Source organism: Salmonella sp. HY31 (assembly GCF_042604575.1).
Taxonomy (GTDB): domain Bacteria; phylum Pseudomonadota; class Gammaproteobacteria; order Enterobacterales; family Enterobacteriaceae; genus Salmonella; species Salmonella diarizonae.
Genome location: NZ_CP170479.1, coordinates 1512397 through 1535220, shown reverse-complemented (window position 1 = coordinate 1535220; position 22824 = coordinate 1512397). Strand labels below are relative to the sequence as shown.

Annotated in this window: 23 protein-coding genes; 5 read left to right on the top strand and 18 right to left on the bottom strand. The window is 55.0% G+C overall.

Going from position 1 to position 22824, the window contains the following annotated elements; all coding sequences use genetic code 11:
• Positions 1-127: 127 nt before the first annotated feature.
• From ACE15A_RS07130 to ACE15A_RS07115, 4 genes are all read left to right on the top strand, one after another.
• Positions 128-2605, top strand: coding sequence for a toxin TcdB middle/C-terminal domain-containing protein (locus tag ACE15A_RS07130; protein WP_241489902.1), 2478 nt, complete (start codon positions 128-130; stop codon positions 2603-2605).
• The gene (locus ACE15A_RS07125) at positions 2602-5481 is read left to right on the top strand and encodes an RHS repeat-associated core domain-containing protein (RefSeq protein ID WP_053510572.1); all 2880 of its coding nucleotides are present in this window, start codon (positions 2602-2604) and stop codon (positions 5479-5481) included. The genes ACE15A_RS07130 and ACE15A_RS07125 overlap by 4 nt, the downstream gene beginning before the upstream one ends.
• 281 nt (positions 5482-5762) lie before the next feature.
• Positions 5763-7868: an RHS repeat-associated core domain-containing protein gene (locus tag ACE15A_RS07120; protein WP_226998572.1), complete on the top strand. Its 2106-nt coding sequence runs from the start codon at positions 5763-5765 to the stop codon at positions 7866-7868.
• A gap of 34 nt (positions 7869-7902) precedes the next feature.
• A complete protein-coding gene (locus ACE15A_RS07115) occupies positions 7903-8685 on the top strand; it encodes a hypothetical protein (RefSeq protein WP_226998571.1) in 783 nt (260 codons plus the stop codon).
• A 282-nt stretch (positions 8686-8967) separates the two neighbouring features.
• Here the strand turns inward: ACE15A_RS07115 and ACE15A_RS07110 are convergent, their stop codons facing one another.
• The 6 genes from ACE15A_RS07110 to ACE15A_RS07085 all read right to left on the bottom strand — a co-directional run bounded on the left by ACE15A_RS07110 (position 8968) and on the right by ACE15A_RS07085 (position 12401).
• Positions 8968-9108 carry a hypothetical protein gene (locus ACE15A_RS07110; RefSeq protein ID WP_164984568.1) on the bottom strand — a complete coding sequence of 47 codons (141 nt, stop codon included), beginning with the start codon at positions 9106-9108 and terminating at the stop codon, positions 8968-8970.
• Positions 9109-9156: 48 nt separating this feature from the next.
• The gene (gene istB / locus ACE15A_RS07105; RefSeq protein ID WP_000544830.1) at positions 9157-9954 is read right to left on the bottom strand and encodes an IS21-like element IS21 family helper ATPase IstB; all 798 of its coding nucleotides are present in this window, start codon (positions 9952-9954) and stop codon (positions 9157-9159) included.
• On the bottom strand, positions 9954-11126 hold the full coding sequence (gene istA / locus ACE15A_RS07100) for an IS21-like element IS21 family transposase (RefSeq protein ID WP_000952373.1): 1173 nt from the start codon (positions 11124-11126) through the stop codon (positions 9954-9956). Before istA ends, istB begins: the two co-directional genes overlap by 1 nt.
• A 73-nt stretch (positions 11127-11199) precedes the next feature.
• Positions 11200-11424 carry a hypothetical protein gene (locus ACE15A_RS07095; RefSeq protein ID WP_053511199.1) on the bottom strand — a complete coding sequence of 75 codons (225 nt, stop codon included), beginning with the start codon at positions 11422-11424 and terminating at the stop codon, positions 11200-11202.
• 92 nt (positions 11425-11516) lie between these two features.
• The gene (locus ACE15A_RS07090; protein ID WP_053511197.1) at positions 11517-11837 is read right to left on the bottom strand and encodes a putative holin; all 321 of its coding nucleotides are present in this window, start codon (positions 11835-11837) and stop codon (positions 11517-11519) included.
• Between the two features lie 78 nt (positions 11838-11915).
• Complete coding sequence (locus tag ACE15A_RS07085) at positions 11916-12401, bottom strand: glycoside hydrolase family protein (protein ID WP_023248370.1); 486 nt, start codon at positions 12399-12401, stop codon at positions 11916-11918.
• Between the two features lie 676 nt (positions 12402-13077).
• Here ACE15A_RS07085 and narP point away from each other — a divergent pair.
• Positions 13078-13725, top strand: a complete 648-nt coding sequence (gene narP, locus ACE15A_RS07080; protein ID WP_023248372.1) for a nitrate/nitrite response regulator protein NarP — start codon at positions 13078-13080, stop codon at positions 13723-13725.
• Positions 13726-13768: 43 nt separating this feature from the next.
• On the opposite strand, the gene ACE15A_RS07075 is transcribed toward narP, so the two are convergent.
• From ACE15A_RS07075 to napG, 12 genes are all read right to left on the bottom strand, one after another.
• On the bottom strand, positions 13769-14812 hold the full coding sequence (locus tag ACE15A_RS07075; protein WP_380913172.1) for a cytochrome c-type biogenesis protein CcmH: 1044 nt from the start codon (positions 14810-14812) through the stop codon (positions 13769-13771).
• Positions 14809-15366 carry a thiol:disulfide interchange protein DsbE gene (dsbE, locus tag ACE15A_RS07070; RefSeq protein ID WP_023247226.1) on the bottom strand — a complete coding sequence of 186 codons (558 nt, stop codon included), beginning with the start codon at positions 15364-15366 and terminating at the stop codon, positions 14809-14811. Before dsbE ends, ACE15A_RS07075 begins: the two co-directional genes overlap by 4 nt.
• The gene (locus ACE15A_RS07065) at positions 15363-17297 is read right to left on the bottom strand and encodes a heme lyase CcmF/NrfE family subunit (protein ID WP_053530180.1); all 1935 of its coding nucleotides are present in this window, start codon (positions 17295-17297) and stop codon (positions 15363-15365) included. Before ACE15A_RS07065 ends, dsbE begins: the two co-directional genes overlap by 4 nt.
• Positions 17294-17773, bottom strand: coding sequence for a cytochrome c maturation protein CcmE (gene ccmE, locus ACE15A_RS07060; protein ID WP_053511203.1), 480 nt, complete (start codon positions 17771-17773; stop codon positions 17294-17296). The genes ACE15A_RS07065 and ccmE overlap by 4 nt, the downstream gene beginning before the upstream one ends.
• Complete coding sequence (gene ccmD, locus ACE15A_RS07055) at positions 17770-17982, bottom strand: heme exporter protein CcmD (RefSeq protein ID WP_023247223.1); 213 nt, start codon at positions 17980-17982, stop codon at positions 17770-17772. The genes ccmE and ccmD overlap by 4 nt, the downstream gene beginning before the upstream one ends.
• Positions 17979-18716: a heme ABC transporter permease gene (locus ACE15A_RS07050; RefSeq protein ID WP_053511205.1), complete on the bottom strand. Its 738-nt coding sequence runs from the start codon at positions 18714-18716 to the stop codon at positions 17979-17981. Before ACE15A_RS07050 ends, ccmD begins: the two co-directional genes overlap by 4 nt.
• Before the next feature lie 82 nt (positions 18717-18798).
• On the bottom strand, positions 18799-19458 hold the full coding sequence (gene ccmB / locus ACE15A_RS07045) for a heme exporter protein CcmB (protein WP_053511207.1): 660 nt from the start codon (positions 19456-19458) through the stop codon (positions 18799-18801).
• Positions 19455-20072, bottom strand: coding sequence for a cytochrome c biogenesis heme-transporting ATPase CcmA (ccmA, locus tag ACE15A_RS07040; protein ID WP_053511209.1), 618 nt, complete (start codon positions 20070-20072; stop codon positions 19455-19457). Before ccmA ends, ccmB begins: the two co-directional genes overlap by 4 nt.
• 20 nt (positions 20073-20092) lie before the next feature.
• Positions 20093-20695, bottom strand: a complete 603-nt coding sequence (gene napC / locus ACE15A_RS07035; protein WP_000431778.1) for a cytochrome c-type protein NapC — start codon at positions 20693-20695, stop codon at positions 20093-20095.
• A gap of 9 nt (positions 20696-20704) precedes the next feature.
• Positions 20705-21154 (bottom strand): nitrate reductase cytochrome c-type subunit, encoded by a 450-nt coding sequence (gene napB / locus ACE15A_RS07030; RefSeq protein WP_000835182.1) that lies wholly within the window; start codon positions 21152-21154, stop codon positions 20705-20707.
• 133 nt (positions 21155-21287) lie between these two features.
• Positions 21288-22139 (bottom strand): quinol dehydrogenase ferredoxin subunit NapH, encoded by an 852-nt coding sequence (gene napH, locus ACE15A_RS07025; protein WP_023248466.1) that lies wholly within the window; start codon positions 22137-22139, stop codon positions 21288-21290.
• The gene (gene napG / locus ACE15A_RS07020; protein WP_000091679.1) at positions 22126-22821 is read right to left on the bottom strand and encodes a ferredoxin-type protein NapG; all 696 of its coding nucleotides are present in this window, start codon (positions 22819-22821) and stop codon (positions 22126-22128) included. The genes napH and napG overlap by 14 nt, the downstream gene beginning before the upstream one ends.
• Between the last annotated feature and the right edge of the window lie 3 nt (positions 22822-22824).

Here is a 22824-nt window from a genome sequence, read left to right as displayed (position 1 = left end):
GTGAAGAACAGTTTAATCCTGAAAATTTGTTGTTGGCTGATACCGATGGTTCCGGCGCGCCTGATTTAATCTATGTGCAGCATAACCAGGTGACGGTTTGGTTGAATCAGGGCGGTAATGGTTTCGTTTGCGGTCCAGTATTGCTTTTCCTGACGGCGTCGTTTATGACCGTCTTTGCCAGCTTACTGTGGCGGATATTCAGGGCAATGGCATGGCTGAACTGGTTCTTACTGTTCCCTGGCCAACCCCTGCGCACTGGCATTTTGCTTTTTGTGCACAAAAACCCTGGCTCCTGGCGGGCACGAATAACAATATCGGCGCCAACACCACGCTCTTTTATCGCAGTTCAGCGCAAGAATGGCTGGATGAAAAACAGCAAAACCCACAGGCGACGCCGGCATTACCTTTCGCTATGCATCTGCTGGTTAAAACAACCACAGAGGATGAAGTTACCGGCAACCAGCTTAGCCAGAGCATCCGTTATCGTAAGGGGGTTTATGATGGCAAAGAGCGTGAATTCCGTGGTTTTGGTTATGTCGAAACTGAAGATACCAATGATGATGCGCTCCCGGTTGGCGACGATACCCCTGTCGCCGCAACGCTCCTGATAAAGTCCTGGTTTCATTGTGGCCGTGAAGAGGATGAAAACACACTATTTGGCACGCCCTGGCGCGGTGATACAGAAGAGATCGCGCTTAATGCCACGCTTCTGACAACCTGGCAGTCAGGAGAGGATCAAGTGTTGAACAACGCCGATGAAGCCACGCGCTGGTGGATGTTCCGTGCATTAAATGGAACAGAGCTGCGCAGCGAAACCTATGGACTGGATAACAGTAGCGTCGCCACTTCTCCTTATACCACCACACAACAGCGAATGCAGGTTCGTCTGGTTCAGGATGGCGCGATGCCCGTTGTATTGCCCGTCGCACTGGAGCAAATAACGCATCATTATGAACGTCTGGTTGGCGACCCACAGGTTTCACAACAGGTGACGCTTCAGGCTGACGACTATGGTTGCGTTACCCGGCAAGTTAGCGTTGCGTACCCCCGTCGCGCTTATCATGCCCTTCAACCCTACCCGGCCAACTTGCCTGATGATGCCTGGGAAAATACCTATGATGACCAACAGCAAAAACTGCGGCTGGTAGAGAGCCTGGCATCTTTTATTCACCTGGAAAATTCACAAACCTGGCGATTGGGGCTTCCCTCTCAACAACGGGTAAATCAACTGCAATTCGATTCTGTTCCCGCTAGCGGTATCAGTTACGAAACGCTTCGGGCAGATAACGGCCTGTTAAGTGCCGGACAAACTCGCTATCTGGCCCAACAAAACGAAATTATCTACACGTCGACGCCCCCTGATTTGCCGGCGCTGGTACACTATCAACGCACGGCGGTACTGGATGAAACAGCGCTTAAAGCCTATGACGGGATAACTATCCCTGCTGAATACAGTTTCGATAAGCTAGGTTATGTTAAGACACCGGCACTCTTTTCCTTTACAACCGAAGCCGACCTTTGGGCAGTTGAGCACAGCTTTACGCTCTATAACGATGCCAGCCAGTTCTCAACGGTTGCAAGCCAGCAATCTACTGGACTCGTCGGGGCTATAACCTGTCAGTACGACTCGTATTATCTGGTGCCAATTAGCCAACAAGATGTGCTGGATAACACCGTTAAAATGGAATACGACTATCGTTTCCTGAGCCCATGGCGCATCACTGATATCAATAATAATTATCAGGAGTGTCAACTGGATGCGCTCGGCCGTCTGCTGGCAACCAGTGTATATGGAACAGAAAACGGTGGTCAGGCGGTAGGGTTTGCAAAAATCGCAGACTATCCGGTCTCGTCTTCGCTTACCGTTGAGCAAGCCATTGCGATGGCGACAACGGCGGGGTATCTCCAGCAACTGGCCGCCATCAACGTCACTGATATGTTCAGTTGGATGGGGTGCATTTCCGCTGACCAGGCAAACAGTGTCACTGCTGATGGCTGGTCGACTCTGCTGCAGAACCGCTTTATTACCTTTACCGGGCATATTCGTTCATCAGGTCATCTTTGGGCGCGTAAAAATCCACAACATCCTCTGGCAAATTTACTGGCTGAGGCAACCCGTAATCCCATCCACAATGTGACCCTGACCGCAGATAACTATCCTGCAACGCTTGATCCAGATGACTCAACGACACCCTTGCAACAAACCCGTATTTCGCTGAGCTACAGCGATGGTTTTGGCCGGGCATTGCAGCAATGTGTCCTCTTTCCGGATGGGAAAGCCTGGCACAGAGAAAGCGATGGGGAAATCAGTACAACAGAGATTGATGCCAGCCCTCGCTGGGCCGTTTCCGGACGCACTGAGTATGACAATAAAGGCCAGCCGGTTCGCAACTATCAACCCTTTTTCCTTGATGACTGGCACTACGTTGTCGATACCGCTATGCGTACGAATGGCTATAGCGACACGCATTATTACGATGCAACGGGCCGCAATATTCGCACGGTTACGGCTAAAGGCTATCTGCGCCGCAATACCTACTATGCCTGGTTTACGGTCGCAGAAGATGAAAACGACACGGTGGGCCTGGAGAATATTCCCGTATGACTTTAGCAATCGCCACGCCGGTGATTGCCGTCTGCGATAACCTCGGTATCACCATTCGTACTCTTAACTGGAACCGCGAGGATAAAGACAGTCCGCGCCGGCTTCTGGTTAACCACACCCGGCTGGATACGGCCAGCCGGGCCACCGTACAGCGCGATCCTCGCCGTTTCGCCGCCTGGCAACAGGACGATACGGCGTTGCCGAACCTGTACTGTATGGCATCGTTGACAAGTCAGACGCTGAAACGCGCCAGTACTGACAGCGGCTGGCAGGTAACACGCTTTGATGCCGCCAGCCGCCTTGTGTGGTCCATTGATGGTCGGGACGCCGTACACGCTCAGGTTTACGATACGCTGGGCCGCCCGCAGAGCGGTAGCGAACAGCTAAAAGGCGAGGCATTGCGGGTAAGCTGGCGTCACGCCTACACGGATACCTGTTCTGCAGATGCTAACGCGCAGAAAAACAACCTGCGCGGATTATGCGTACAGCGCTGGGATGATAGCGGTCTGCAAACTGTCGAATCGATGGCGCTGAGCGGAGCAATTCTCTGCCAGACGCAGCAGTTCCTCTTATCTGCGCAAGCGCAGCCTGACTGGCCGGAGGATGATGCCGACAGACAGGCGCTACTGGAGGATAAGATTTATGTTTCGACAATATCTGCCGATGCGCGCGGTATTAGCCTGAACCAGACCGATGCAATGGGGAATCAGCAGAGCTGGCGTTATGACGTCAGTTCCCATGTAAAAAGCCAGTATGCGACACTTTCAGAGGGTAAAAAACAGACACTGCTTGAGGACATTATGTGGAATGCCGCAAGCCAGGTTCTGGTGGAAACCACGGGTAACGGCGTGACCACAACCTACAGCTATGAGCCCGAAACACAGCGTCTCTCGGCGATGAGTGCACTACGCGCCGACAGCGCTCTGCTTCAGGATCTGGTCTACGGCTACGACAATACTGGTAATTTAATTTCAATTACTGATAACACCATTGCGACCCACTACTTTCAGAATCAGCAAACCGACGGATTAAGGGAGTTCACTTATGACGCACTCTACCAATTGCTGGAGGCAACCGGGCGCGAGAATGCCGGTAATACCGCCGTCCCGTATGCTGCTCTCCCCGCCTCTATCCCAATAGACAGCAATCAAACCATCGGTTATACCCGCTCCTTTCGCTATGATGACAGCGGTAATCTGCTCTCCCTCTCTCACCAGGGCGCCGCAAGCTTTACCCGTACAATGGTGATAAGTGATATGTCCAACCGCAGCAGGTTGCAAAACGACACCGGAACGCTGACGCCGGATGACGTTGATGCTGCGTTCGACCCTGATGGCAACCTCCTCAATCTGCAGGTGTCTGCCACTGCCTCTGACCCACTCATCTGGGACGCCAGTAACCATCTACAAACGGTCAACCTACTTGATCGTAACGGCGACATCCAGCAGAGCGATCGGGAGATTTACCAGTACAGCGCCGGGATACGCATGCGCAAACAGACACGCCGCCTGACAAAAGCCGAAGATAACCGGTGGACTGTTGATGAGGTGCGTTACCTGCCCGGTCTGGAACTGCGACGTCACTGGCAGGAGACGGTCAGCGGCGACACCATTACGCCGCAGGCGGTTACTGAAGAACTGCATGTGATAACCACCCAGGCGGGGCGCGCCGGTGTCCGACTGCTGCACTGGAAAACAGGTAAACCTGACAGCATTGATAATGACCAGGCACGCTGGCAGTTGAGCGACAATATTTATGCGCTGGAGCTGGATGCGCAGGGGCAAACTATCAGCCGCGAAGAGTACTACCCCTTCGGCGGTACTGCGGTGTGGGCGACACGCAGTGAGGTGGAGGCCGATTATAACGTGATTCGCTATTCCGGCAAAGAGCGTGACGGCACCGGATTGTATTACTACGGCTACCGCTATTACGCTCCCTGGCTGTGCCGTTGGACGGCAGCCGATCCGGGCCAGGAAATTGACGGGCTGAATCTGTACCGCATGGTGAGAAATAATCCGATCACGTTGACGGACGTTGACGGATTAATGCCTAAATTAGCGTTGACGAAGGAGGAAATCGCAGAATTTGAGCATTTATATGAAAGCGCGCTGAAAAGTGGAAAATATGAAAAAAATTCCCCTGCCATGAAACGCTTCGTTCTCACCAACCATTCACGCGCCAGTACATATTCCTTAAAAAGCGAAACCATTATAAATGTTCTTTTTCACATCATGTATGAACAGTCAAAATATGTCCTTCCACCTGCATCCTCACAGAAAGCCATGAGTGCAAGTAAAGAAGCAAAAGCTAAAGCAGCTCAGGCGGCTGCCGACAATGGGAAAAAAGCAATACTCTATGTTTGGGCTGCACAATCCCCCTTGATACAAAACGCCTCTCCCACAGATAAATTGAACGCAGACAAAATTGTTAGACATATAAGAAAACTAAACAGAGATCCAAATGCAACCAGAGATCGGTATGACATTTTCGAGCAAAACGCACATAAAGGTGTGGCGAACGGCATATATGAACTTGATGGTAAGACTGGCGCAGAACTTGCCGACCTTCTTGATGACTATATTAAGAATCACGCCACATTAATAAAGAAAAAACTCTATCGGGGAACAACGGCATTGCCATCCGTTAGGCCTGGTCAATTCACCGCGACATCGGAAAATCGGGATATTGCTGGATTGTTCGGGCCACATATCGAAACCTTTAGTGGCGGATATGCAGTACGGGTACCCAATATTTATTGCAACAGAGATGAAAAAGAATATTTATTCAGTCGGATCGCCCCGCCCAAACTGGCTCACTCTACTAATCCTCGCCAGAGAGCATTAGATCCTGGCGCTGGGTGTAGTAAAGCCGCCTGAGTCTTCATGTCTTGTCTCATTCCCATTACGGGAATGAGGCTTTTTAAATAATGTTCGGCATTAACCACAATGCGTTGCATTCTGTATTTCCCACTGAAGTGACTATCAATTCAATATTTTTAACTTTTACTCGCCTGATATTCATCATTCTCCATCTATGCCATACAGCGTGCTGTTATTGCACCAGTTACCTCCTTATTTAGCATCATTTCCAATGTTTATCTGGCTACGCTGACAGGATGCGTAATTAACAAGCGTAATACTACTGAGGAGTGAAAATAATGTGCACTGTAACAGTTGCTGCAGGCACTCCGGTTATCAGCGTTAATGATAATCGGGGATTTACCGTACGTATACTAAACTGGAACCGTGAAAAAGCGTCCGTTCCACGGCGTCTTTTGGTTGACCACAGCTACCATGCTGATGAGAGCCCGGTGGAAGAAAAACGTGATCCCAGGCTATTTTCAGCATGGCTAAATGACCGGAGTGTGGTGGCAAATTTGCGCAGTATGTCATCTCTTGCCGGGCAGGTAATCAAAAGGGAGAGTACCGACAGCGGATGGTTGGTCACGCTTTTTGATGCCGCGGCTCGCCTGGTGTGGTTCACTGATGGTCGGGGCACCACGCAAGAGCAAACCTACGATGAACTGGGCCGACCGGTACAGACAAAGGAGCAGCAAAAAGGCGGGGAAAAACGCGTCAGCCGGATAACTGAATATGGCGATAAAGGTCTGGAGGGCGATAATCTGAAAGGGCTACCTGTACGGCAGTATGATGACAGCGGCCTGCAAATCATCGATTCTGTCGCGTTGAGCGGAGCAACCTTACAAATATCGCAGCAATTCCTGGCGTCAGGTGACATCGCGCCAAACTGGCCCGCAGACGACACTAGCAGAAAACGTCTTCTGGATTCGGAAATCTATGTGACTTCACTACAAGCAGATGCTTCCGCAAATACGCTAAACAGAACCGACGCCATGGGGCACCAACAAAGCTGGCGCTATGATGTCAGCGGAAAAGTAACAAGTCAGGCCATAAAACTGGCTGGTGAAACTAAACAGACGTTACTTGAACATATCAGTTGGAGTGCGGCGAGTCAGGTTTTAGAAGAGAAAACAAGCAACGGCGTAACCACGGCATACGGCTATGAGCCTGAAACACAATGGCTATCGACACTGGCAGCACAGCGCGCTGATAACACAGTACTTCAGTCACTGGTATATGGTTACGACAATACAGGAAATGTCACCTCGATTACGGATAACCTGGTAGCAACACGCTACTACCAAAATCAGGTCACGGACGGGCAGAAAGAATTCAGCTATGACGCCCTCTACCAGTTGCTGGAAGCCACGGGGCGGGAAAACGCCGGGAACAAAATAATACCCTACAGCAGTTTACCTGCCGCACTGACGCCTATCCCCACGGACAACAGTCAGTATGTAAACTACACCCGCACCTGGATCTGGGATGACAGCGGCAACTTGCAGTCACTGGCTCACACAGGGGCCGGAAACTATACGCGAACGATGGTAACAGAGACGACATCAAACCGTAGTGTACAAATGAACGACGGTGGAGCGCAGGATTCAGATGAGGTAAGCCAGTGGTTCGATAACAATGGCAACCTGAAGCAGTTACAGATTTCGGCCTCTTCATCCAGTAATAACATGCTCTGGGACGGCAGCAATAACCTGCAGACGGTAGTGCTACTGTGCCGCGACGCCACGGATATGACGCAGAATGATCGGGAAATTTACCAGTATAGCGGCAGCAGGCGCGTGCGTAAGCAGACCCGCACCCTGACGAATGCCAGCCAGCAGCTTTGGAGCGTAGATGAAGTACGCTACCTGCCGGGTCTTGAGCTACGGCAAAGCTGGCAGGAGTCAGTAGAGGATAACAACGTTATTTCAGTAAACACATCGCAAGAACTTCATGCCGTAACCGGTCAAATAGGCCGTGCCGGCATACGGATATTGCACTGGGAATCAGGTAAACCGGATGGCATTGATAACAATCAGCTACGCTGGAGCCTTTGCGACAATATCGGCTCAGCATCGCTGGAACTGGATGCTGATGGCCAGCAAATTAGCCGGGAAGAGTACTATCCTTTCGGCGGTACCGCGGTGTGGGCGGCACGCAGCGAACTGGAAGCCAGCTATAAAGTGATTCGCTACTCTGGTAAAGAACGTGACGGCACCGGATTGTATTACTACGGCTACCGCTATTACGCCCCCTGGCTATGTCGCTGGACAGCCGCCGACCCGGGGCGGGAGATCGACGGCCTGAATTTATACCGGATGGTGAGAAATAATCCACTGACACTTGCGGATGCCGAAGGCCTCGCTCCGACAGCATCAGGTAGCGCTGAGACGCCCAAACTCTAAGCAATTTAAGGAAGTCAACGGAGTCTATAAAAAAATGGCAACGGGTAAACTCTGGCAGAGGAAACCCAATGGTCCGGCAGTAAGTATACCTGGCTCAACTTATGAGGTACGTGCCATCAGCGCCAGGAACATCGAAAATCTGAAAAAAAGGTTGGGGAAAGCAAGCCAGGAACAACTAGATTTTTTTCAAAGGCTTAAGCAGCTTGAATTCCAGATGGTGCATCACACCAATGCCTGGATAACCAATCCTGAAACATTAGAAACGACTTTTTTAAGCCGCGATGAGTTAATAAAAAGAAAGATGGTGTTTGATAAAACCCATACCACCAAAGCTGATGTTGTTCAACTTGCTAATACCGGGTTCGCTTTCTTTGCCCTTTCGGTTAAAGGGATTAAACTGCAAAAGAACAGTAGTCGCTTTGGCAGCAACGCGCATGTGACATCGATAGACAAGGCGAAACAGAAAAGTCCCTATATGGCTGAAGCGCATATGATTCTTAACGATACATTAAAATTCCAGGAGAGAAAAGTATCAGATAGATTAGTTACCCTACTGGGTGGGGATGATATAGCGCGTAAAGATGCGATAGCGTTTAGTAAGCAGGTTGTCGCAGAAAATGCCGTAGATACGCTTTTTCATATTGATGATCTTCATATGGGCCTTTCGTTATCTATTCTCTGGAGTATTAAAACAGCGCCCATTTCGGAAAGATCCAGGAAAATTTTATTGGGTGTTAAGGGCGAAGCACAGTTTGAACAATTAATTACTACCTTATTCAGGCCCCAGATACTGGTTCCTGTGGAATTGACGGTTTAATATTACAGTATACCTACTGTATTAATTGTCTATATAAAAACATACGGCCAATTTTGAACATTTCAGGTTGGCCGCTCATAACATCATACAAAAAATAAGAAACACGTTCACCATCACCCAATAAATAGTGGATAAATCGCTAAACGAGATCGGCTGTAAAATGGAGTGATTCAGAATGCAATGCTTTCGCCTGACTATGCTGGGCCGTCTTTATCGTCGTGATCACCGCCGCGCTAATTACCTGAATTTGCGCGTTTCCCTAAGTATCCGAAGGGGATTGAGCTACAGATAATTTGCCCACGCATTATCTGCCGTCCAGTCAATTACTGCCTCCCGCGATGCTTTACCATATTGATCGACGACATATGTCGTTAAGGTAATCGGAGCATTACCGCTTGCGATAGCGCTCGTTGTCAACGCCACGATGTTTGACCGTTATTTGCCATTTTCATGCCCGCTAAGATACTTTCGTTACTGATGCTGTCCGCTTTTCACCATTTCATCATCACTGATTGGCGTTGTGTTTTTGGTCAGCACTCCAGCTTTACGTTTCTCTTTTAACCGGTAACTCTCTCCTTTGATATTCAGCGTGGTTGAGTGATGTAGCAACCGATCCAGTATCGCTGTTGCCAGCACGTGATCTCCGAACATTTCTCCCCAGTCTGCGAACCCTTTGTTTGACGTCAGTATGATGCTCGCTTTTTCATATCGACGGTTCAGTAGCCGGAAGAACAGGCTGGCTTCCTCTCTGTTCATCGGCAGATAGCCTATTTCATCCAGGATCAACACCCGGGCATAACTCAGTTGCTGCAGCTGACGCTCCAGACGGTTTTCCTGTTTCGCTTTCATCAGTGTCGCGATCAGTCTGTCCAGTGGCATAAACAGTACCCGATGTCCCGCATCCACCGCTTTCACGCCAAGAGCTATGGCCAGATGAGTTTTTCCGACACCAGGAGGTCCCAGCAGGATCACGTTTTCGCTGCGCTCCACGAACGCCAGACCAGCCAGTTCCCGGACAACCTTACGGTCGATGCCCGGCTGGAAGGTAAAGTCGAACTGCTCCAGCGTTTTGACCCACGGCAGACGAGCCTGCTTCAGCCTGGACTCCATACCGCGCTGATGCCTGCCGTTCCATTCCTGCTGTAGCGCCATGCACAGGAACTCCCGGTAGTTCAGCTCTTTTTTAGCTGCCTGTTCCAGCAGGCTTTCAACGTGATAACTCAGATGCTCCATTTTCAGGCGACTCAGCAGGACTTCCAGCTCATGCATCACAACAGCTCCTCATAGGCACTCAGTGGTCGATGTTCCACCTGACTGACCTGCTGCCAGAGCGGGGCGTGATGCTCCGGCACTGTCTGCCAGCCAGACGATGCCGAACAGAGGCGATGTGAGGCCACCAGTTTCTCATTACTGTAGATCCGCAACTCGTCATCCAGCGATATTCGTATCGATACCGGCTGACCACACAGCGCTTCGGGAACGCTGTAACGATTACCACCAACCTCGATATAGCTGTCCCAGGACACATGGCGGATATCGAAGTAACTGGTATCGAAGTCCGTATCCGGTAACGGCTGCAGATGTTCCTGCTCCAGCGCGAAGCGCTGTTCCGGCGTTTCTTTGAACTGGCGAAGTTCCCGTTTGTCAGCCACATCGGCTATCCATTGCTCCAGTTGTTGATTAACATGAGTGAAGCTGTCGAACCTGCGGTACCGGACGAAGAAGTTCTCCTTGAGGTATTTCACCATTCGCTCAACCTTACCTTTTGTTCTGGCCCTGCGTGGACGGCATGCCCGTGGCAGGAAGTTATAGTGGTCGGCCAGCAACAGGAATCCGGAGTTGAACACGACTTTCCCGTTGTTATTCTTCAGCACCGCAGCCTTCTGGTTATCAACCAGCACCGTTTTCACACAACCACCGAAGTAGCGGAAGGCGCGAACCAGTGATTCGTAGGTATGCTCAGCATCCTGTTTTGGTGCTGCGAAGACATGGAAGCGGCGGGAGAACCCCAGCGTATTAACCGCAAAGTTAACTTTGCACCGTTGCCCGGCAACCTCCACCTCAACTTCGCCCCAGTCGTGCTGGAGCTGGTATCCAGGCTGAGTTTCGAAGCGAACTGTTCTTTTTGACGGACGCATTTTACGTTTGGGCTGGATGTAGTAACGCAGCATGGAACGTCCGCCCGTATAACCCATTGCCTTAATCTCCGCGAAGATAACCTCACTATTCCAGACATTCTCTGCCAGGCGCATGTCGATGTAATCCATAAACGGTTTCAGCTTAACCATTTTGTGGCGGGTCTTTCTGGCTGGCGGTTCAGGGTATTTGAGGTAGCGTCTGACCGTCCGTTCAGAGCAACCAATCTGAGTCGCAATATCGACAATGTACGCGCCCTGCTGGCGCATTTGCTTTATCATGTAAAAGTCCTCTCTGCTCAGCATGTTGATGTCCTTTCTGGTGTGAGAACCTTAAGGAAACAACATGTTGGGTGGAGCGGACAATCCAAATGGTGAATTACCGTCTTATATCACTGGCGCTGACATCGTGGCTGACGCATCCAGCCTGGTGAGAAGCGATGCCGTCCAGTGTATAGTTATTGACGCCGCTGCGCTGCCAGGCTGGCAGCGCTATCACAAATTGCTCGGGGCTACTGGTCGTGATTTTAACGCCGTGGTTGAAGAAGGTACCACCGTGCCATTCAATATGATCCAGGCCATATTTGGTTTTCACTTTTGCCATTATTGCCTGTTTTGTCTGCTTGCCCTTTGCCAGTGCAAGAGGTAATGAAAGTGAAATCAGATCCTGTTTACGGCGCTCAGGGGCAATATTAGTTATATATGATTACTCTTGTCCGCTTGTAAATCAACTATCCGTTTTCCTAAAAAAACGAGTACACGAATAGAAAGCGTAGAGGCAACAACAGCCCCAACGGACGAAGGGATTATTAACATCACAGAGAAGTGTTTATCAATTAAATGCGTTAATGCTAACGCAACCAAATCAGCGCATATAATACCTATAATTACTGATACAACAAAAAGGATAATGCGGACAGATAGTATATACTCCGACGCCGACACTACAAATACTGTACTTCCAGCAATTGCCCCAAGAATAATCCATACTGTATCTTGCCCAAGTAACTGGAGCATTGATTCCTCCTTACCTTCTTAAGTTAATATCCTTATGAGCTTACATAAATTATAAAAACCGTATTATCCTGAAAGGATCTATTGGTTAATAACAAAATTATATACCGGTGCCCATTGTCCTGTTTCGATTACTGTAGCATGTCTTTCAGCCCGTTCCGGTGTCTGTTTTGCCCAAATACTCCTTCTCATTTCATCTGCTGCGTTATTCCAATCCTGCCCAGTTATCGCCACGAGCATATTATTAAAACCAGCAAGACCATTCACCCCCATCTGATATGCCATTGATATCAGGATATCTGCACGTACTGAATTGCTGTATAACAAAGCCCGATTGATCTTCTCATTCCGTTGCATGCTCCTGTAAACCCTATCAATATTTTCCTGAAGCCAGGCCTCGATGACATTATCTGTTAAACAAAATGTATAGTTTTTCAGACTAGCACCTTGTGGACCAAGCTTAAATCCAACGCCAACAGTAGGATAACCGAGACTATCAATATAAGGTTTATGACTAACTCCCTCTTCCATTTTTAGCAATGAGAAAATTTCGCTATTTTTATACATTTATCTAACCTTACATTATTTTAGATAACCTTTTTATAGTTTACTGTGTCGCTATTATTTTATAGCGATAGACATTAAACCGATTGAATCGATTATACCAGGATATAAAATTACACAATCCACTGGTTATAGTCGTGATTGTTTTTAATTCAATCTCGCGATAACAAGTTTAATAAAATATTAAATTTGTTTTTACAAAAATATTTCCCAAGCTATTACATTGTGTAACATCATTTAAAAATACTTATCAAGTATAAATTATTCGGTGCCATTACCTTTTACTACTCTCCGTGAATGCAATAATGATAGCTTGTTAAATATAGTGTTTTTATCATTTTTTACGCAAATCTGCTCAAATCTAAAAACAATGATTAGGTAGTGAATTCCGCCTGTACCTACTACAATCAATTGCATGAAAATAACTAATCATTTGAAATTAATAATATTTAAAAATAATGCCGTATGATTTAACTTAACAGAAGTCCTTTTGCCGGATGGCGGCGCAAGCGCCTGCTCCTCGGACAAGCAGGTATTCATGTCATTTATCCCTTTACAGGTTTTACTACTAACCCATGCACTAATTAGGGTAAAATTTACGCTCTTGGCAATGTGGTGAATCTGGACGATTTCCGCGCTGAAAACAATAATCATTCTAATAAAACTCAGGAGATACAGCATGCCTGAAGTAACACCTTTTCAGGTGCTTATTGTGGACGACCATCCACTTATGCGGCGAGGTATTCGTCAATTACTGGAACTGGACCCGGCTTTTCATGTCGTTGCCGAAGCGGGCGATGGGGCAAGCGCGATCGATCTGGCGAATCGCATTGAGCCCGATCTGATCCTACTGGATCTGAATATGAAAGGTCTGAGCGGGTTAGATACCCTGAACGCGCTACGCCGGGATGGCGTGACGGCGCAAATTATTATTCTTACCGTCTCGGATTCCGCCAGCGATATCTACGCGCTGATCGACGCCGGCGCCGACGGCTATCTACTCAAAGATAGCGATCCGGAGGTACTGCTGGAGGCCATTCGCAAAGGCGCTAACGGCGGTAAAGTCTTTAGCGATCGGGTTAGCGAATATCTGCGTGAGCGCGAACGGTTTGGCGTGCAGGAAGATCCCTTTAGTATTCTGACCGAACGAGAGTTAGATGTCCTGCATGAGCTGGCGCAGGGGCTTTCTAACAAACAGATTGCGTCAGTGCTGAATATTTCTGAGCAGACGGTTAAGGTGCACATTCGTAATCTGCTTCGCAAGCTTAACGTGCGCTCGCGCGTCGCGGCGACCATTCTGTTTTTACAAACGCGCGGAATGCAGTAACAAAGTATGCCCGATGGCCTGGCACCACCGGGCCGTCAGGGCATTATTTCTCCTGCGCCAGCGCCTGGTGGATACTGCGCTCAATCACCGCCCGCCGGGCGTCGCCAGCCGGCAGTAACTTCAGCATCATCTCCCAGGCCGCCACCGCCTCGCCAGAGCGCCCCTGCTCAAAGGCGCTGAACGCATACAGGCTTAACACCCGGATATCCGTGTGGTCGCGGCTCACCAGCCGGCGCAGCAGCTCCCCGCCGCGACGGTTATCCTCCGGGTCGGACGAGCGCGTCAGCGCCTCCGCGTAGCCCAGCGCCGCCCCGCGGTTTTCCGGGTCCAGACGGTAAGCATTCGCATACGCCCCTGTGGCGGTACCGGCGTCGCCCAGCGCCATGCCGGCCCGGCCGAGCATCATCCAGCCTTCGGCGTTGCCGGGGTCGCGCTGCAGGCGCGTGCGCAGCCCCAGCGCCAGCCGCGCCATCTCTTCCTCATTCAGCGGCTGCGCCGCCGGGTCCAGCGCCCTGTCCAGCAGCCCGGGCGCCTGCGCCGTCGCCTGCTGCCAGGCCCTCACCTGCGGATAACTGCCGGTCAGGGCGTAGCCGCCGGCGCTGACCGCCAGCGCGATGACGGCCCCCGGCACGTAAACGCCCCACCCGGCGCGCGCGCCGGGAGCCGGGGGGTCCGCCGGCAGCGGCTCCCGGCGCAGGCGCACCCGCCGGCGCGTGCGGGCGATGATTATCCAGCCGCCCGCCACGATGGCGGCCAGCGGCAGCACCCACAGCAGCACCGTCAGCGGGGTCAGCGGCGGGTCGTAGGTGACGAAGTTGCCGTAGCGCGCCACCATGTAATCGATGATTTCCTGCCTGCTCTTCCCCTCCTGCATCAGGTCATACACCTTCCGGCGCATGTCGGTGGCTATCATCGCGTTCGAGTCCGCAATGCTGTTGTTCTGGCATTTCGGGCAGCGCAGCTGCTCCGTGAGCTGGCGGAACTGCTGCTCCTGCGCCTCGTTTCTGAACGGCATCACGTCGGTGGTCGCCCGCGCCGGCGCGGCCATCATCAGCACCAGCATCAGCATGCCCGGTAAAAATCTCATTGCGCCGCCTCCCGGCTGTATTTATCCCACAGCGGTTTCATTTCACTTTCCCACACCCGGGCGTTCAAATCGCCCGCATGGCGGTAGCGGATAATCCCGTTGCCGTCGATGAGGAAGGTTTCCGGCGCGCCGTACACGCCCAGGTCCAGCCCCAGCATCCCGTCGCTGTCCGATAAACTCAGCGCATACGGGTTGCCCAGTGTGTTTAACCAGGCCACCGCCTTCGCCCGGTCGTCCTTATAGTTCAGTCCCACCACCCGGATACCCTGCGCGGCAAGCCGGTTCAGGTACTGATGCTCGGCGCGGCAGGTCGGGCACCAGGTGGCCCAGACGTTAAGCAGCACCGGTTTCCCCTGCGTCAGCGCCCCGGCCCCGTAATACTGCCCCGGCCGGTCCAGCGACTCCAGGCGGAACGCCGGCACCGGCTTCCCGGTCAGCGCCGACTCGAGGGCCGTCGGGTCATCGCCCTGCGCATTGCGCGCCAGTTGCCACAGCAGCGCCGCGGCAATCAGCAGAAAAATCAGTAACGGTAATAACAGTACGTTGCGTTTCATACGGCCTCCGGCGACGGGCGGCGCGGGCGGCGGTAGCGCGGGTCCGCCAGACTCAGCAGTCCGCCCAGCGCCATCAGCAGCCCCCCGGCCCATATCCAGCGGACAAACGGCTTGTAGTACAGACGCACGGCCCACGCGCCGTTGTCCAGCTCCTCCCCGAGCGCGGCGTACAGGTCGCGGGTCAGCCCGCCGTCAATCGCCGCCTCGGTCATCACCATCCGGCTGGTGTTGTAGAGCCGTTTCTCCGCGTGCAGCACCGCCTCCGGCGCCCCGTTGCGCGTCACCCCGATGATGGCCACCCCGCCGCGGTAGTTGGGTCCGGTGATGTCCCTCACCTCCCGGAAGGTGAAGCGGTAGTCGTGAATGGTCACGCTGTCACCCGCCCGCATCCGCACGTCACGCTCCACGCTGTAATTCTGGCTGAAGGCGATGCCGGTAATCGTCACCGCCAGCCCGAGGTGCGCCGCCACCATCCCCTGGTAGCTGAGGGAAATCCTGGCGCCGCGGGACACGCGCTGTACGGCTTCGGCCACCGCCAGCACCCCAATCCAGCAGGCCATCGCCATCCCGGCCACCGTCATGGCGGCGATGCGGTCCTGAAACAGCCACGGCAGCAGTACCGACAGTGCCAGGGTGGAGACCAGGGCGGTGAGCAGCAGCGTTCTGATTTTACGCGGCCGGTCCCGGCCCCAGCGCACCAGCGGCCCCACCCCCAGCAGCAGGGCAAAGGGGACCATCAGCCCGCTGAACATGGTGTTAAAGAACGGCTCCCCCACCGAAATACTGCCCAGCCCCAGCTGCTTGTGCACCAGCGGCAGCAGCGTGCCCAGCAGCACCACCAGCATGGCGGCCATCAGCAGGACGTTGTTGCCGAGCAGCAGCGACTCGCGCGACCACAGCGCATTGTTCACCCGCGAACGCACCCTGTGCCCGCGCACGGCGAACAGCAGCAGCGAACCGCCGGTGACCAGCACCATAAAGGCGAGGATAAACATTCCGCGCGCCGGGTCGGAGGCGAAGGCATGCACCGACACCAGCACCCCGGAGCGCACCAGGAAGGTGCCCAGCAGGCACAGCGAGAAGGCGCAGATGGACAGCAGCAGCGTCCACGCCTTAAAGCCGGCGCGCTGTTCGGTGACCGCCAGCGAGTGCAGCAGGGCGGTGCCCGCCAGCCACGGCATAAAGGAGGCGTTCTCCACCGGGTCCCAGAACCACCAGCCGCCCCAGCCCAGCTCGTAGTAGGCCCACGCGGAGCCGAGCACGATACCCAGCGTCAGGAACACCCACGCCGCCAGCGTCCACGGGCGGGCAAAACGGGCGAACGCGCTGTCCAGACGCCCGCCCAGCAGCGCGGCGATGGCGAAGGCGAAGGCCACCGAGAAGCCGACATAGCCCATGTACAGCAACGGCGGGTGGAAAATCAGTCCGGGGTCCTGCAGCAGCGGGTTCAGGTCGCGCCCCTCCACCGGGAAGGCCGGCAGCGTGCGGGCGAACGGATTCGAGGTGAACAGGATGAACACCAGAAAACCGGCGCTGACCATCCCCATCACCGCCAGCACCCGGGCCACGATATCCGCCGGCACCGGCCGGCTGAACACCGCCACCGCCAGGGTCCAGCCGCTCATCAGCAGCACCCACAGCAGCAGCGAGCCCTCGTGCGCCCCCCAGGTGGCGGCCACCCGGTACCACACCGGCAGCTGCGTGTTCGAGTTGCCGGCGACATAGGCCACGGTGAAGTCGTTGACCACAAAGGCGTGCACCAGCACGAAAAACGCACCCGCCACGCAGATAAACAGCAGCCAGGCGAACACCCCGGCCGACGCCATCATCCGCGCGTCGCCGCGCGCCGCGCCCCACAGCGGGTAAACGGACAGCAGCAGCGCCACGCCGAGCGCCAGGCACAGCAGCGCGTTGCCGTATTCAGGCATCATGATGAGGTGTCCTTATCGATACTTTGCGGACGACGGTGGTTTTCCTGCATCGCCTTTTCCACTTCCGGCGGGGTGTAGTTCTCGTCATGTTTGGCCAGCACCTCCTGCGCCAGGACGTGGTTGCGCGTATCCAGCTCCCCCTGGACCACCACACCCTGCCCCTCGCGGAACAGGTCCGGCAGTATCCCCTCATAGCTCACCGCCACCGAACCTTCAGCGTCGTAGAGGCTGAAGTTCACCTTCAGCGAGTCCGGGTCGCGCCTGACGCTGCCGGGCATCACCATCCCGCCGACGCGCAGGCGCTGGCCCACTTCCGGCAGCTGCTGCGTCTCGCGCTTGCCGTAGAGAATTTCGCCGGGGGTATAGAACAGGTCGATATTCGCGCGCAGCGCGTACAGGACCAGAGCGGTGGTCAGCGCCAGACCCGTCAGCACCGCGCAGGCCACCCATAACCGGTTTCTGCGTCGCTGGTTCACGCGGCCTCCTGTTGTGCCTGTGCGGCACGCATCCGCGCCTCGCGCGCCCGCTGCTGCGCCACGCCGCGCAGAATGGCCCGGCGCTGCAGCACCGTGTGCAGCGCCAGCGCCGCCAGCGGCACCACGGTCATCGCCACCGCCAGCCAGACAAAAAAGGCGTACCCGCCCATGGCGAAAAAATCGCTCCACGATGAAAATGCCGTTCTCACCGGCGCCCCCTTTTCAGTATCAGTTCGCCCACCCACGGGCGGCGTTTTTCCATGAGTAAAATCAGGTTGCGCATCCGCATCAGCGAAAGCGTCATAAAGAGCAGCAGGTAGCCGGTGATGGCCCAGCGCAGCGGCGAGCGCATCGCCGGGTCGATACTCTGCTGCATCCGCGTCGAGCCCTGGTGCAGGGTGTTCCACCACTCGACGGAATAGTGGATAACCGGCAGGTTCACCACGCCGACCAGCACCAGAATGCCCGCCGCGCGCCCGGCCATTCTGCGGTCGTCAAAGGCGTGCCACAGGGCGATGACCCCGGCGTAGAGAAACAGCAGCACCAGCTCCGAGGTCAGGCGCGCGTCCCACACCCACCAGGTGCCCCACATCGGTTTACCCCACGCCGAGCCGGTGACCAGCGCGATGAAGGTGTACACCGCCCCCACCGGCGCCATCGCCGCGACGGCAAGGCTGGCCATTTTCATCTGCCAGACCAGCCCGGTAAACGCCGCCACCGCCATCGCCGCATAGATACCCATCGACCAGATGGCCGCCGGGACATGCAGATACATAATGCGGTAGCTCTCCCCCTGCTGGTAGTCCGCCGGGGCGAAACCAAAGCCCCGGACCCAGCCCGTGGCCAGCGCGATGATACCGGCCACCGCCAGCCACGGCACGAGCCTGCCGCAAATCTGATACAGCCGGGGCGGCACTGCCAGCTGATGAAGGGTTTTCCACATAGTCGTCACCTGACCTCCTGAAACCAGTAAAATGTCCGTGGTGCCGGACGGCGGCCGGCGCCTTATCCGGCCTGCAAATGCGCTACTGCACGCTGATACGCAGCGCCGCCGCGGTGGCGAACGGGCTTAACGTCGCGCTGCCCGCCAGCAGCGCTCCCAGAACCGCCAGATAGCCGTCAACGGGTAAATGCATCGACGCCGCGTCCATCGCCGCGGTGGCAAAAATCAGCACCGGGATGGCCAGCGGCAGCACCAGTATGCCCAGCAGGACGCCGCCGCGCCGCAGCCCGGCCGTCAGCCCGACGCCCGGCGCGGCGAGAAACCCCAGCGCCGGCGTGCCCAGCAGCAGCGTCAGCGCCATGATTTTCCAGCCGTACACGTCCATCCCCAGCAGCAGCGCCACCAGCGGGGAGAGAATAATCAGCGGCAGGCCGGTCACCGTCCAGTGGGCCAGCACCTTCGCCAGCACCACCGCCGGCAGCGGCACCGGCAGCAGCATCAGCTGCTCAAGGCTGCCGTCGTGCACATCGTCGCGAAACAACCGCTCCAGCGCCAGCAGCGAGGCCAGCAGCGCCGCCACCTGGATGATGCCCGGCGCGATACGCGCCAGCAGCTGCGGCTGCGGCCCGATGCTTAACGGAAACAGGGTGATGACCATCAGGAAGAACCACAGCGGGCTGGCGATGTCCGCGCAGTGGCGAAACGCGACGCGCAGCTCAAGACAGAAGACACGCCACATCACAGCCCTGCCCCCCCGCCGGTCAGCGCAAGGCGGCGGATGGTGTCCGCGGCCCCCGGCAGCGGCTGGTGGGTGGTGAGAATGACCATCCCGCCCTGCGCCGTGTGCTCCGCCATCCGCCGGGTGAGGCGCGCCACGCCGTTAACGTCAATGGCGGTGAACGGTTCGTCGAGCACCCACAGCGCGGCGCGGGTCAGCCACAGGCGGGCCAGCGCCACCCGGCGCTGCTGCCCGGCCGAGAGCTGAGCGACCGGCACGTCCTCAAATCCCGCCAGCCCGGCCTGCGCCAGCGCCTCCGGGAGGCGCGCGCCGTCGCCGGGGTGGAAGAAATGCAGGTTCTCCCGCGCCGTCAGGCGGGTTTTTATCCCCGGCTGGTGCCCGAGCCACAGCAGGCTCTGATGGAAGCTGTCGCGCACGTGGCGCAGGGGTTTACCCTGCCAGTACACCTCCCCGCCGTCCGGGCGCGCCAGCCCGGTCAGCAGGCGCAGCAGGGTGGTTTTTCCCGCGCCGTTGCCGCCGGTGACCTGCACCCACTCCCCGGCATCCACGGTGAACGACAGCCCGCGAAACAGCGTCCTCTCGTCCCGCTCGCAGTGCAGTTCTCTGGCTTCAAGCATTCCCACTCATCAACGTCCTGTCAGAAACCTGGTTTAACATCACGCATATCCGGCAGTTTATGCGCGATCCCTTTGTGACAATCGATACAAGTCTGCCCGTCTTTTACCGCCTGATCGTGCATTTTCGCCGCGACGCCTTTTTGCGCGGTCAGATCCATAAAGTCGAAATTGTGGCAGTTACGGCATTCCTGCGAGTTGTTGTCTTTCATACGCCGCCACTCATTTTGCGCCATCGTCAGGCGATGAGCTTCAAATTTCTGCGGTGTATCTATCAGTCCAAATACCTTCGCGTACAGTTCCTTACTGGCTTTGATCTTACGGATCATCTTCGGCCCCCACTCATGCGGCACATGGCAGTCAGGACAGGTAGCGCGAACGCCACTACGGTTGTTGTAGTGGACGGTTTCCATATATTCCTCATACACCGTGTTGCGCATTTCATGGCAGCTAATACAAAACTCTTCGGTGTTGGCCTTTTCCATCCCGGTATTGAAGCCGCCCCAGAAGATGATGCCGCCGATAAAACCGATTAACAGCAGCGTCCCCAGCGCCAGACGGCTGGGACTGCGCCACCACCGCCAGACGCGCTTTATCCAGCCGGGTTTACGGTTAGAATTTTCCATAATGACCTCTTATTTCCCGTAACCTTGCGAGGGGGTAAAGGTATTGTCGATAATCGGCGCGGTATCAGACTGCGGTACGTGGCACTGCAGGCAGAAATAACGACGCGGCGCGACGTTGCCCGACACTTTACCGTCGCTGTCCATAAAGTGCGTCGGGCTAATACGCGGCGCGCCCGTCGTACGATAACTTTCCACGCCGTGGCATTGCAGACAGCGGTTGGTATTGGTAGTCACCTGGTAGCCCTCGACGCTGTGCGGGATCATCGGCGGCTGGTTGACGTAATTTAGCGGCATACGCTCCTGCTCTTTCGGCATACGAATCGCCCCTTCCTGCGTCCCGGATACTTCCGGCGACTGGCTCAGATCCACTCCGTTTGCCGCCCAAACCGCACCACTTACCACCAGGGCAAGCGTGGCCATCCATTGACACAGCGCTTTCATCAGGTCATGGCTTTTCATTATTTCGCTCCCGAACTCCATCGCGTATACACTTCATCCTTCAAGCTGCCTCTTTGTTGGCTGCGTTCATTCACCCCAGTCACGTACTACTCGTACGCTCTTGGGACGCATTCACTTGCCGCCTCGACGCATCCTAAATGATTTTGTGTATAGTTATTGTAAAAACATCCTCAGAACAGACATCCACGCAGCGGCCACAGGTCATGCAGTCGCGGTGAGTTACCTGCGCCGGGCTTTGCTCATCCAGCACCGGCGCACGCAGCACATGCGGTTCCGGGCAAACATGAAAACAATCCATACAGCGATTACATTTCTCACGTTTTTTGGCCGTCACGGTCACTACGCCTTTACTGCCCAGCACGCCATACAGCGCGCCCATCGGGCAAATATGACCGCACCAACCGTGCTCAACGACTAATAAATCAAATAAAAACAAAGCAATAATAAGCAACGCGCCGCTACTAAATCCCATAACCAGACTACGGCCTAACAGCGACACGGGATTAATCCATTCCCACAGCAGCGTGCCGGTCAACGCAGAACCGATTAACACCACCACCAGAAGGACGTACCGTATATGGCGTGGAATCGTCGCCGACTGATTCAGGTCAAATTTCCTGCGCATCCAGTTAGCCAAATCGGTAACGGGGTTTAGCGGGCAAACCCAACTGCAAAATACTCGCTTTCCCGCCAGCGCATACAGCACAGTGATAATCACTGCCCCCGTCAGCGCCACGGTAGCGGGAAGATGTCCACTGGCGAGACTTTCCAGGGTAATCAGCGGATCGGTCAACGGGAGGGTATCGAACAGCAAGCTACTGCTGTAGTTGCCATGCAGAACCCAAAAACCCAGCCACGGGCCGCTGAGAAACATCCCCAGCACCATAAACTGGCTTATACGACGTAACACCAGCCAACGGTGGCTACGCCACCAGCCTTTTTTCGCCTGCGCTTCTCGCCCGGCGTCGCGTTTACGATTTGCCATCTTTCCCCTCCAGCCAGCCGAAGCGGTAATGGTGTCCTAACTCCCCTTTCGCCAATGACAACGGCAACACTTTTATCGCTGGTTGCTCCAGTACGCAGACTTTTTCGCATTTACCACAGCCGGTACAGGCGTCGCTGTGTACGGTGGGCAGAAAGCGCGCATGTTTGCCGGTGCGCATGTTGCGATCCAGCTCCAGCGTGATGGCCTCATCGATTTTCGGGCATTCGCGGTAACAAACGTCGCAGCGCAGCCCCTGAAAGTTGAGGCAGTTTTCCTGATCCAGCAACACCGCCAGCCCCATGCGCGAGTCATCAATGGAGGCGATATCTTTATTCAGCGCCCCGCTGGGGCAGACTTTGGCGCACGGAATGTCTTCACACATTTCGCAGGGGATGTCGCGAGCGACGAAATAGGGCGTACCTGCCGATAACCCGGAGGCCAGCGTCGCCAGTTTTAGCGTGTCGTATGGACACGCCTGAACGCACTGCCCGCAGCGCACACAGGCGCTGGCGAAGACATTTTCATTCAGCGCGCCTGGCGGACGCAGCCGCACGCCCGTTGCGCGCGCGGTTTGCTGTTGCAAGCCCAGCGCCACGCCAACTGCCGCCAGCCCGCCCGCAGTGCGCACAACATCACGCAGAAAGCGGCGGCGGCCATTTTGGGGTTTCGCTGTACGGGACATAAC